The 12,599-nt window shown below is 43.2% G+C and carries 9 protein-coding genes; 4 read left to right on the top strand and 5 right to left on the bottom strand.

The annotated features are described in order from the left end of the window. Window positions 1-123: 123 nt before the first annotated feature. From ACTHN6_RS21580 to ACTHN6_RS21565, 4 genes are all read right to left on the bottom strand, one after another. Window positions 124-1,005, bottom strand: a complete 882-nt coding sequence (locus ACTHN6_RS21580) for a bestrophin family protein (RefSeq protein WP_440437859.1) — start codon at window positions 1,003-1,005, stop codon at window positions 124-126. Between the two features lie 211 nt (window positions 1,006-1,216). Next, the gene (locus tag ACTHN6_RS21575) at window positions 1,217-2,932 is read right to left on the bottom strand and encodes an IlvD/Edd family dehydratase (protein ID WP_440437858.1); all 1,716 of its coding nucleotides are present in this window, start codon (window positions 2,930-2,932) and stop codon (window positions 1,217-1,219) included. A 133-nt stretch (window positions 2,933-3,065) separates the two neighbouring features. After that, window positions 3,066-4,604: a SusD/RagB family nutrient-binding outer membrane lipoprotein gene (locus ACTHN6_RS21570; protein WP_440437857.1), complete on the bottom strand. Its 1,539-nt coding sequence runs from the start codon at window positions 4,602-4,604 to the stop codon at window positions 3,066-3,068. Window positions 4,605-4,616: 12 nt separating this feature from the next. Next, window positions 4,617-7,775 (bottom strand): SusC/RagA family TonB-linked outer membrane protein, encoded by a 3,159-nt coding sequence (locus tag ACTHN6_RS21565; protein ID WP_440437856.1) that lies wholly within the window; start codon window positions 7,773-7,775, stop codon window positions 4,617-4,619. 210 nt (window positions 7,776-7,985) lie between these two features. Here ACTHN6_RS21565 and ACTHN6_RS21560 point away from each other — a divergent pair, with 210 nt between their 5' ends. The 4 genes from ACTHN6_RS21560 (at window position 7,986) to ACTHN6_RS21545 (ending at window position 12,392) form a co-directional block, all read left to right on the top strand. Then, window positions 7,986-8,876, top strand: coding sequence for a helix-turn-helix domain-containing protein (locus ACTHN6_RS21560; protein WP_440437855.1), 891 nt, complete (start codon window positions 7,986-7,988; stop codon window positions 8,874-8,876). A gap of 13 nt (window positions 8,877-8,889) precedes the next feature. After that, window positions 8,890-10,413: a gluconokinase gene (locus tag ACTHN6_RS21555; protein ID WP_440437854.1), complete on the top strand. Its 1,524-nt coding sequence runs from the start codon at window positions 8,890-8,892 to the stop codon at window positions 10,411-10,413. 149 nt (window positions 10,414-10,562) lie between these two features. Next, window positions 10,563-11,603 (top strand): LLM class flavin-dependent oxidoreductase, encoded by a 1,041-nt coding sequence (locus tag ACTHN6_RS21550; RefSeq protein ID WP_440437853.1) that lies wholly within the window; start codon window positions 10,563-10,565, stop codon window positions 11,601-11,603. A 75-nt stretch (window positions 11,604-11,678) separates the two neighbouring features. Continuing rightward, window positions 11,679-12,392, top strand: coding sequence for an SDR family oxidoreductase (locus tag ACTHN6_RS21545; protein WP_440437852.1), 714 nt, complete (start codon window positions 11,679-11,681; stop codon window positions 12,390-12,392). Window positions 12,393-12,395: 3 nt separating this feature from the next. Here the strand turns inward: ACTHN6_RS21545 and ACTHN6_RS21540 are convergent. After that, a partial coding sequence (locus ACTHN6_RS21540; protein WP_440437851.1) for a hypothetical protein occupies window positions 12,396-12,599 on the bottom strand: 204 nt, incomplete at its 5' end.

Below are 12,599 nucleotides of genomic sequence, written 5' to 3'. Positions count from 1 at the left end.
AAACATTTTTCAAGTGTTCATTAATATGATAAACAGTGCATGATGAAGTTATTCTGAAACTGCTATTGTGCAATGCAAAGCCTGCGGCTTTCCTTTTAAAAAGCAATAATGCAATAAGCTTTATTAAGACAGGATAGCGGTTACGTTTTTATTTATGGTTTCAACAAGCTTATCCATTGGAAGATCATTCTCATCACTGCCGAAAGGCTCTTCAACTTCCTCAGCAATCAATTCCAGGCTGGCAAGCGCATAAAACACAAAAACTACAACCGGTATAATTAAATAGCCAAGCGACAATGAATAACCAATGGGCAATGCGAGGGTATAAAACAAAATAAATTTTTTTATAAAGCTGCTGTAAGAGAAAGGGATCGGTGTATTCCTGATACGTTCACAGCCGCCGCAAATATCCATGAACGATGTCAGCTCAGGATTTATAAACAACATTTGCTCTGCTGAAATCCGACCTTGTCTTTGCATTTGCATCAGTCTCTCTATCATAGTACCAACTACCTGCTCAGGCACGTGCCTGAAACGGTCAAAATCAGGAATTTCCGGGTGTTCAAACTGGTCCAATGCATAACGGGCATCTGCACTTTGCAGGTGCTTTTTTAACTCAAATGCAAACCTTGAAATAAGCGCTGCGAAAAATGACTTTGAATTTTTGTCATCAGCTTCCAGCAGGCTGTTTAATTTAATGGAGAGGTTGCGGCTGTTGTTTACGAGGCTTCCCCAAAGCTTACGTCCTTCCCACCAGCGGTCATAAGCTGTATTGGTTCTAAATACCAGTAAAAGAGAAATTACAAAACCCAGCAGGGTATGTATGATCGACAGGCCCTTTATCAAGGTTTTATGTTCACTATCCACATAATGCTTTTCAATAAAAGCTATGCAGAAAGCATAAACACCTACGGCAATTAAAACGGGCAAAAGCTTGCGCAGTGTATCAGACTTATGAAAATCCAATACGATCTTCCACCATTCTTTCGGGTTATAACTCCTCATGCACAAATAAGTTTAAGCACAATGAAAATACATAACAGCGCTTAATTGCTTATTAATATTTGAAGAAAAAGAAAGAAGTTATGTTGATGAAAGACTGCGGCATTTGCTGCACAGATAATTGCAATTTTATAAAGCTGATGTAATTTCCATCCGGCAAGCCGGATGGAAAATTTAAAAACAACTGATTATCTATAACAGGCCAAAGGGTTTTTTAATGCGAGTCTCTTGTTACCTGCGAACCGGAATTGCCAACTAAAAAGTCAAGATCGGCGCCTTTATCAGCTTGTTGAACGTGGTTGATATATAGATTAACATAGCCTCTTGTTGCAGCGGGTGCAGGCTTCTTCCAATTCTTCCTTCTTTCAGCCAGTTCATCATCGCTCACATCCAGGTGAAGCCTTCTTTGTGCCACATCCAATTCAATTATATCGCCATTTTGAACGAGTGCAAGATTACCACCAATGGCGGATTCGGGCGAAACATGCAAGACTGCAGTTCCATAGGCGGTGCCACTCATCCTTCCATCTGAAATGCGCACCATGTCTGTTATGCCCTGCTGCAATATTTTTTTGGGTAAAGCCATATTGCCAACTTCCGGCATGCCGGGATAACCTACCGGGCCCACATATTTTAAAACCATTACGCAGTTTGCGTCAATATCGAGGTTTTCATCATCAATTCTTGCATGATAATCTTCAATGCTTTCAAATACAACGGCGCGGCCCCGGTGCTTCATTAAAGCAGGCGTTGCTGCCGACGGTTTTATTACGGCGCCGTTTTCTGCAAGGTTGCCTTTTACCACTACGCAACCTGCATGTTCAATAAAAGGTTTAGCAATAGAAGCAATTACATCAGCATTGTAGCAATCACATTTGCCTGTTACGTTTTCATGATGATTTTTGCCCGTTACGGTTATTATATTTTTATGCAGGTGGTCTTTTAATTCATTCAAAATAACAGGCAGGCCGCCGGCATAATAAAAATCTTCCATTAAATATTTTCCTGAAGGCATAAGGTTTAAAAGCAAAGGGATTTCACTGCCCAGCCTGTCAAAATCTTCCAGCTTCAGATCTATCCCAACCCTTCCGGCAATAGCCATTAAATGAATTAAAAAGTTAGACGAGCCGCCTACTGCCGCATTCACTTTTATGGCATTTTCAAAAGCCTCTTTTGTAAGTATTTTATCAATGGTAAGGTTTTCTTTTACCATATCAACAATTCTTCTGCCGCTTAACTGCGCCATTACTTTTTTTCTCGAATCAGCCGCAGGAATAGCAGCTGCACCCGAAAGCGTTAAGCCCAATGCTTCAACCATGCAGGCCATGGTGGAAGCGGTACCCATCGTCATGCAATGGCCAATGCTGCGGCTCATGCAGCTTTCAGCAAATTCGCAATCCTCCACCGTCATCCGGCCTGTTTTCATGTCTTCGTCAAACTTCCACACATGTGTGCCGGAACCTATATCTGTGCCTTTGTATTTCCCATTCAACATAGGACCGCCGGGAACAACAATTGTAGGCAGGCCAACACTTGCAGCACCCATTACCGTGGAAGGCGTGGTTTTATCGCAGCCGGTAAGCAGCACCACGCCGTCGATAGGATTGCCGCGAATAGATTCTTCTGCATCCATGCTTGCGAGATTGCGGAAAAGCATGGCAGTTGGTTTCAGCAGGGTTTCGCCCAAACTCATTATAGGAAATTCCAGTGGAAAACCACCAGCTTCCAGCACACCGCGTTTAACCGATTCTGCGTGTGTTCTGAAATGTGCATTACACGGTGTGAATTCACTGAACGTATTGCAAATGCCAATTACCGGCCTGCCATCAAACATATCGGGTGGCATACCCTCGTTCTTCATCCAGCTTCTGTAAATAATTCCATCCTTATCTTTCCTTCCAAACCAGCCTGAGCTCCTGAACTTTTCCATAAAAAACTTTTATACTGCAAAGATGTTTGCAGCTTTCTTTTTCAAAAGCTGTTTAACATTTTTTATTTCGATATCAGCCAGCTAACCGGCTGCATACATTATAACTGTTTAAGACGCAGCCGGCTTTCTTATTTTATTTATCCCACCAGAGCCGGGTGCTAAGTTTATCAGGGCCCATAATAGCTATGGCTGCATTTACATTATCCGTATTAACTGACAATTCCGAAGTGGGGTAACCAATTCTCCTGATAAACGTACCGTTTGGCACGTCGGGATTGTTTGGCTGCCCGTAAGGATTAGGTGCCAGGGCCGGGTAACCACTGCGCCTGAAATTGGCAAATGCTTCAGGCCCATTTAAGAAAGAAGCAATCCAATACTGCGTATTGATCTGCTCCAGCTCCCTGCCGGCAACCAGCGGGTGTGCGGCTATATAAGTATCTGCGGCTGAAGCATCCACAGCGACGCTGGCTCCATAAGTGGCCAGTTGGTTCATGTGTGCTCTTATGCCAGCTTCAAAAAACTGTGCTGCCGTGCCTGTGGTTATCCAGCCCCTGTACCTGGCTTCGGCGAGCAGCAGATTGGTTTGTGCTGCTGTAACAAAAAACATAGGTGAAGATGTGGCGGCAATTCTTTTCCGGTCAGCCTGGCTGTAGTCGTAAAAACTGGCAAGGCCATCGGAAGCTGCTTTGGCAACTATGGTTCCATTATCGTAACCCATGGGCATACCTATCTGGTCTTCAGGAGCAGTGGTAGCAAGATCAGCCGTTTGGCCGGAGCCTGATGTAGCGCCCTTATAACGTACCGCAATTGACTGCAACCGCGGATCATTATTCATCTTTAAAGTATCCACAAAAGGATTTGCGAGGTACCAGTTAGCTGCTTCTGTACTGTTAAGCATATTTCCGATGGGGTTCAGGTAATTGGCGTCGTGCCGCATATAAGCATTATCTGCGTTATCGGTTATTACGCCGCCGTCAACCGCCTTTTTTACTATGCTTTGCGCAGTTGAGGCATCCACCTTACTCAGGCGCATGCCCGCCCGGAGCAGAAGGGAGTAACCAAGCTTTTTCCATTTCTCAATATTGCCCGCATACAAAAGATCGGAAGTTTCAACGGTTGCCGATGTACTTAGCGCTGCCGAAGCTTCATCAAATACCTTAACCAGGTCGGTATAAATATCCTGCTGCTGATCGTATTTAGGTAATAATATCTGGTCTGTTACACCTGCCCCGCCTTCAAAATAAGGGATGGCACCATAGGTATCAGTGAGGATCATAAAGGCGTACCCCTGCCATATACGCGCCATATTATAAAGATTGGCACGGGCGGGGTCGTCTTTGGTTTTGGTTATGGCATCGTGCGTATACTTAATCACATTCTGGTAATAGCCTGCCCAGGTGGGTGCATTCGTAACATCACGGCTATCCTGGTTAAAATTTCCGCCGGCCAGTACACCACCATTCGGCGTTACCATTTGCTGTACAATACACATTTCATATACCACGGTTTTTGTTGGGTATGAAGTATTGATAATGGCATTATTTAAAAGCAGTACAGCGTCAAGAGAAGTGGGGTTTACTTTGTTTACATTCAAATCTTCCAACCCTTTTGTGCATGACACAATTGTGACCATCGATAAAGCCAGGGCACAATAACTCAATATTTTTTTCATATACTTATCGTATTAAAATTTGATATTTAGATTTACGCCCATGCTCCTGGTAGAAGGTACGCCGGGCGATTCAAGGCCGATCATATTATCAACTCCATAACCAACTGTTTCAGGATCTATATTATCTACCCATTTTTTGAGAATTAAAACATTGTTGGCCACAAAATCCAGTTTAAGCCCTTTAATAGGCCAGTTAGCAGGAAGCTTTTTTGTAAAATCGTAGCCAAGCGAAACCTGCCTGATCTTCCAGAAACCTGCGTTGTAAACAACGGGTTCAACAATTTGCTGGGTACGAAGGTGTTCCCAGTAAGTTTGCACAGCCGCCTGTGCGGTATTCTTTTGCCCATCCTGCGATACACCATCTCCCACCACATAACCTGTTTCACGTCCTTCCAGCGTCATTTTATGCAAACCGTGCCGCACTGCATTGAAGTTGGTACCGGATAACATTTTATTGCCGAGTTTATAATCAATCAAAACAGTAAGATAAACGCCCTTGTAATTAAAGCTGTTGAAGAAACCGCCGGTCCATTTAGGCAGGCCGCTCCCAAACAATACAAAATCACTGGTACGCAATGGCAATCCGTTGCTTTGAAAGATCCTTTCGCCATTATCATCTTTTGCATAACCATAGCCTGCTATTTGTCCCATTTCTTCACCTACTACTACACGCACTTCGCCGTTAAACGGATGGCTGCCAATGGTGGCACGCTCACCTGGAGTCTTACTGCTGATGCTTATTACCTTGGTGATATTGTAAGATGTATTGGCCGTGAAATCCCACCTGAAATTATTGGTAAGCACAGGTGTTATATTCAACAGGCCTTCAAAACCTTTATTATAACTTTCACCACTGTTAATGCGGGTATTGAGGAAGCCGGATGCATCTGAAATCTGAACAGAGAATATCTGGTCGATAGTGGTTTTTTTATACACGGCTACATCCAGGCCCACGCGGTTGTTGAACATCCTTAATTCCATACCGGCCTCAAATTCTTTTACCCTCATCGGCCTCAGATTTGGATTAGGCAAGGTGGTGCCGCTTGTACCTACTGTAACGGCTGTTCCCGAAGGATTAAGAATAGTATTGGAATTTACGGCATAGAATAACTGGTCTGCATAGGGCCCAACATCGCCATCGCTGCCTACTTCTGCATAACCAACCCTTAGTTTTCCGAAGGTTAACCAGGGAGCTGCTTTACCCAGTGATTCTGAAAAAACATAGGAACCGGATACTGAGGGATAAATAATGCCCATGTTTTCCTTAGAAAGGGTAGAGAACCAGTCTTTTCTTATTGTTCCGTTTAAATAGAGTGTTTTCTTCCAGCCAATTTCACCTGACCCATACAATGAATTAACGCCAAACTGTGATAAGGTATAAACCGGGTTTTTTGCCCTTCCGTTCTGCACGGTATAGAGACCGCGTACTACAAAATCGGTAACCTGCACATTATTTATATCAAGGCGGTTGCGACGGTTATTACCACCTGCAGTAAGTGTTATATCAAAATCCCCGAAGGATTTATTGGCTACCGTTAAAAAGTCAAGATTTGTTTCCCTGTTGCGACGCGCCTCCTGGGTGTATACGCCGTTTACAAAGCCAGCCTGGGCCGGAGCCCTTGAAGCAATTCCTGTGGGGAAATTATTTACATCTTCATCGCGGCTGTAGTAATCCATGCCCACACGGCCCTGCACCCACCACCACGGAAGTATGTTATACTTTAAAGAGATATTGCCGAAAATGCGGTCTCTTTTAATATTATGAAACTGCTCTGCCAAAACCCAGTAAGGGTTTGTACGGTTTGTAAAACGTGAAAACACATATTCATTGCCATCTGCATTGTATTTGTTTTCCTCCAATACTTTCAGCGGCATTGTATTAGCTAAAGCCATGAGTGTGGTTGGAATTGAATTATCCTGGTTAGCAATGTTGGGTGGGTTTTTAATGCGCTCATTGGAATAATTCACATTACCGGCAAAGCTGAATTTATCGGAAAGATCATAATTAAAACCAAGGTTTACAATGTACCGGCTAAATTTGTTATTAGGCGTAATACCGAGGTTTTCCGTATTATTCAGCGAAAGGTGCACGCCGCCTTTTTCACCCATGCTTTCCAGTGTTACAGTGTTGGCAAAGTTTTGCCCGGTACGGTAAAATTCTTTTATACGGCTTCCCTGTGCCACGTAAGGAACAGTAAGATTATCAAACAGTATTTGCGTCATACCCGGCTCTATTTTTTCACCAAACGACCATTCGCCCGACGTAGGGTTAGGCGTGGTTGGCCGTACCCCGTTTTCCCCCTGGCCATATACTTTCTGGTAATCTGTAAAATCCAGCGGTGTTTCAAACGTATAATTCGAGTTTAACGTAACGCCGATGCCCTTGTTCTTACCCTTTGTTTTTGTGGTAATCATAATGACACCATTAGCGGCCCGGCTGCCATAAAGCGCGGCCGCGGGTGCGCCTTTCAGCACGGTCATGCTTTCAATATCATCAGGGTTTATGCTTCCAAGGCCATCGCCGCCATCGGCATATACACCACCGCCGTTAACCCCAACGGTATTGCCGTTAAAATTGGAGTTATCAATCGGCACGCCATTAATTACAATAAGCGGGTTACCACCACCGGTAATAGCCGATTGGCCACGGATGCGTATTTTGGAAGTGCCGCCCGGCCCCGTGCCTAACGATGAGATATTTACACCGGCCACCTTTCCCTGCAATGCATTCATGGGATTAGAGGTCCGGTTTACCGTAAGCTCATCGGGCTTAACGATTGTGGCGGAATAACCCAGGCCCCTGTCACTCCTTTTAATACCCAGGGCTGTTACCACCACATCGCCCAGGTTTTGTGTGTTGGCCGGCAAAACAGCATCAACAATTGAGCGGTTTCCCACATTCAATTCTATACTCACAAACCCTACAGAACTAAAAACAAGTGTAACATTTGGGCCGGTCCTGATACTATAATTACCGGAAGAATCGGTGGTTGTACCCGTTTTCGTATTTTTTACTACAACAGATACAGCCTGCAGCGGCTTACCATCTTCATCGGTTACTTTACCGGTAACTGTTTGGCTTTTAACTGAGAAAGCCAGGAGAAAAAATAAACAGAAACCGAGTAACTTTTTCCTTACGCCGGCGCACCGGCACGAAGGTTCGTTTTTCATACAGCAAGTAAATTTTAGCAGTTGATAAATTCTCTAAGCACCCTTTCGGAACACAATTATTTTAGCAATGATATTTCAACATCAACACCCAAACTTCCAATAATCTACGGTGGTGAATTTTATACAAACAATATTGAGGCTTGTTAACTCATTACCCCGATCAAATATTCGCATAATAACCAGGAATTTGTATTTTTAACTGCTTGCTGCATGAACCAATTTTATTTACAACAAGGCGCTGCCAAAGAACTGCAATCATTTCCGCATATTGTTGAGCTTGCTCTAAAAAAGAATAATGCCATCCGGCTGGACTCTTTGAATACAACAGCAACTAACAGTTTGCGCATTTACTATGTAATAGATGGTAAATTTGAATGGCTCATTCACGAAAGGCAGCATATTTTATATCCCGGCGATGTGGCCATGATATTGCCGGGCCAGAAATTTGGCGGCGGCAAAGGGTTTCTTGATATAGGAACACTTTGCTGGATAAATATTAAAATAGAGAAAATAGAACCAGCCGGGAAATTAGTTCCGGGAAAATGGAGCAGCCTTTCTGAAAATGAAAGAACAACCATCGGCAAAATTCTTATGATGAATAACCGGCCACTGCATTTGCAACTGAAAGAAGCCGGCTTTATTCTTGAAAAATTAAAAGCTGAATTATGCTCCCAGGAAATTGGTTTTCATACAAGGGTGAACCAACTGATAGATGAATTGTTTATTATAATTACGCGGGGGCTTACCCGGCAAAACAATACGCTGCGCAATTTTCCGCAAACTTTTTTGGAGTTAGAAGAGCAACTGCGGCTACGTTTGGATTATCAATGGACGGTTGATGAAATGGCGGCCCTCGTTGGCCTTGGCACCACGGCCTTTAATGAGAAAGTAAAAAACTATACCGGCTTTTCCCCTTTGAATTACCTTATTAATATCCGCATATCGGAAGCTATTAAATTATTGAAGCGGCGCGACACATCGGTTACAGCCATAGCTTTGGATACGGGTTTCTATTCGTCACAGCATTTTTCAACAACATTTAAAAAATTAACCGGGTTCACGCCAAGTGAATTCAGAAAAAATAACCTGCTTCAAAAATAAATCAACAACTTTTATGGAATGTATTATTACGATAGAATTAGGAACAAATGCAGTGAGGGTTTTTGCCTTCAGCCTTTCAGGCGAACTGCTTGCCTCTATGAAGGGCTCATATCCTACATTTCATATCCGGCCCGATTACAGTGAGCAGGACCCGGAACAGATTTTTATTACCATGCTGTATGTATTAAAGAACCTGTTAAATGAAAAAATCCATCCGCAGAAAATAAAAGTGCGTTGCATTTGTTTCAGCGCATCCATGCACAGCGTTTTGGCGGTTGATGAAAACGGGGTGCCGCTTGATAATGCCATTACATGGAGTGATAACCGCGGCAAAAAAGTGGCGGCGGCATTAATTGCATCACGGGCATGCAAAAAAATTTATACGGCCACCGGAACTCCTATTCATCCAATGTCGCCATTAATAAAAATTGCCTGGATAAAAGAAAATGATAAAGAGAAATTTAAAAAAAGCGCAAAATTTTTATCCATTAAAAGTTATATCGTTCAGCAACTAACAGGCAAATGCTGTATTGATTACAGTCTCGCTTCTGCAACAGGCCTGATGAATATCCATACACTGGACTGGGAGCCAGACGCCCTCGCATTTGCCGGTATTAAGCCGGATAAATTGCCGGAGCTTGTGCCGGTATTTCATTCGCCGGGCCGGTTACTGAAGGCCTATCAAACTTCGCTTGGCCTGCCTTCGGGGGTTAAAATTTTAATCGGTTCCAGCGATGGCTGCCTGGCCACGCTCGGTGCCGGCGTTTGGGGCGAAGGCAAAGCTACCATTACCATTGAAGACAGCGGCGCCGTGCGTATTGTGGGCAAAAAGGTGTTACAGGATGAAAAGCAGCGCTTCTTTAATTACCTGCTTACAAAAAACTATTATGTGTCGGGCGGGCCCACCAATAATGGCGGCGTTATCTTCGATTGGTTTGCGCGGCAATTTGGCGAATTTAAAAACCCTTTCGATATAGAATACAGTATGGATATGCTGATGAGCGAAGCTGCTAAAGTGGACGCGGGCTCCGAAGGATTATTGTTTCTGCCGTACCTGCTGGCAGAACGGGCGCCGATATGGAACCCTAATGCAAGGGGTTGCTATTTTGGATTGAATATTAATCACGGCCGCCAGCATTTTATACGCGCTACCATTGAAGGTATTTTATACGAAATATACAGCATTGGAAAAACACTACAGGAACACCGCAGCATAAAAAGCCTTTCCGTAAACGGAAGCTTTGCTTCGATACCTTTTTGTGCGCAAATAATTGCTGACATGTTTAATAAGCCTTTATATGCAAGCAGGCAAAGTAATAACAGTATTGGTCTCGGCGCTTTCCTGCTGAGTGCTGTGGAAATGGGCATATATAAAACAATTGACGAAGCGGCGCAAACAGTTGTGGTGCCCGACAGCTATAAACCCAACAAGCAGAATCATAAAATATATAATAATTATTTCCGGATATTTGAAAGCCTGAGTTTGAAGTTGTTTGATGAGTTTGAAAATATTTCCAACCTGCAGCAGCAAACCTGATACACCCGTTTTATCACTTGTAAAAATATTTCTTTAGCTGCTAAAGGCGCATTAACCCCTTTGTGCAGCCACGAATAATTTTCATTCATCTATCCTTTATAATTTCCTGTTCATCTATCTAATACTTTTACATTACATAAATTAAGCTCATGGAATTTGGCATAAGCACATTCGGAGAAATCGTTCCCGATCATAAAGCGGGCAATGCAGAAAATGCACACAGAAGGATACAGGATTTATTGGACGAAGCAAAGCTTGCAGATGCAATAGGGCTGGATGTTTTTGCTTTAGGAGAACACCATCGTTCCGATTATGTTGTATCATCACCTGAAATGGTATTGGCAGGCGCCGCAACCATTACAAAAAACATAAGGTTTATAAGCGCCGTTACGGTTTTGAGCTCTTCAGATCCTGTGCGTGTATTTCAGAATTTTGCCACGCTCGATCTACTATCAAATGGCCGTGCAGAAATTATGGCGGGCCGAGGTTCATTCATAGAATCGTTTCCTTTATTCGGATACAACCTGGATGATTACGATGAATTGTTTATTGAAAAGCTTGATCTTTTATTAAACATCAACCGGCATGAACACGTTACATGGAAAGGAACGCTCCGGGCTTCGTTGAATAATCTTGGAGTATATCCGAGGCCATTGCAACAGCAATTACCAATATGGATTGCTGTTGGCGGAACACCGGCTTCTGTAATCCGCGCCGGCAGTTTGAATTTGCCTTTAACCATCGCTATTCTTGGCGGCAGCCCCGTGCAGTTTACGCAGCTTACCAATTTATACCGGAATGCCGCAAAAAAAGCAGGGCACGATGAAAACAAACTGCAGCTATGCATCAATGAACATTTATATCTGGCTGATACCAGTGAACAGGCCAGGAATGAATTCTGGGTTATTTATGGAAGGATGATGAATAAGATAGGACAGGAAAGAGGATGGAGCCCCATGAATAAACAGCAGTTTGAATATTTGTGCCAGCCGGAAGGCCCTTTGTTGGTGGGCAGCGCAAAAGAAGTGGCTGATAAATTGATTTATCAATACAAATTATTTAATAACACGCGGTTTTTAGCGCAGGTAATTCATGGCGATATCCCGCAGGAAAAGATTATGCACTCCATTGAATTGTTTGGAAAGGAAGTGGTGCCTGCAGTTAAGGCCGCAATAACGGAGCCCGCATAACTTAATGAAGCGTAGTATAATCAGTTTAAACAAATGGCTGAGTTTTTGACATATTGTAATCAATAAAAACATACAATGAATTCACTCGAAAATAAAGTGGCCTATATAACAGGTGGCAGCAAAGGCATTGGTTACGGTATTGCTGAAACATTATTGAAAGCAGGAATGAAAGTAGCTATCACAAGCCGCAATGCAGGTTCAGCAAAGAAAGCAGCGCAATCGTTAAGCAATGATGACTCAAAAGTGCTGGCCTTGCAATCTGATGTAAGTGATGCTGAAAACGAAAACAAAGCGGTAGCTGCAGTGATAAAAAAATTTGGCCGGTTAGATGTTTTAATTGCCAATGCCGGTGTTGGCCATTTTGCATCCATTGAAGATATAACGATAGATGAATGGCATGAAACAATCGATACCAACCTTACCGGCGTTTTTAACAGCGTTAAGGCAAGTATTGATGCATTAAAGAAAACCAAAGGCTATATTATAACTATTGCAAGCCTCGCCGGCACCAATTTTTTTAAAGATGGTTCTGCATATAATGCGAGTAAATTCGGGCTGGTTGGTTTTTCACAGGCGATTATGTTAGACCTCCGTCAATACGGAATTAAAGTAACTACCATAATGCCCGGCTCTGTTGCATCACATTTTAATGATCACACGCCATCTGATGATGATGCATGGAAAATTCAGCCCGAAGATATTGGCGAACTTGTGGAAGATCTCTTGAAAATGAATGCGCGTGCATTGCCAAGCAAGGTAGAAATAAGGCCAACCATTCCCGGTAAATAAATTTTAAACAATATTTTTTATCCCGGGCAATCTTACGGCAAGTGAACCCAGCAGGAATGACAAGGTTACAATAACAGGTGCTGCAATTAAAAATTTTACTGCCGGTTCAATCTGCAAGTTTTTAAGCAACAATGTAATGGCAATAACGGCAAGCGGGTGAAGAATATAGGTGGCATAGGCCGCCCTCGCCGTATTTTTCAAAAGTGG

The sequence above is a fragment of the Parafilimonas sp. genome (genome assembly GCF_051953455.1).
Classification (GTDB): domain Bacteria; phylum Bacteroidota; class Bacteroidia; order Chitinophagales; family Chitinophagaceae; genus Parafilimonas.
Note: the sequence above shows the minus strand (reverse complement) of the source record. Positions and strands in the feature narration are given on the sequence as shown.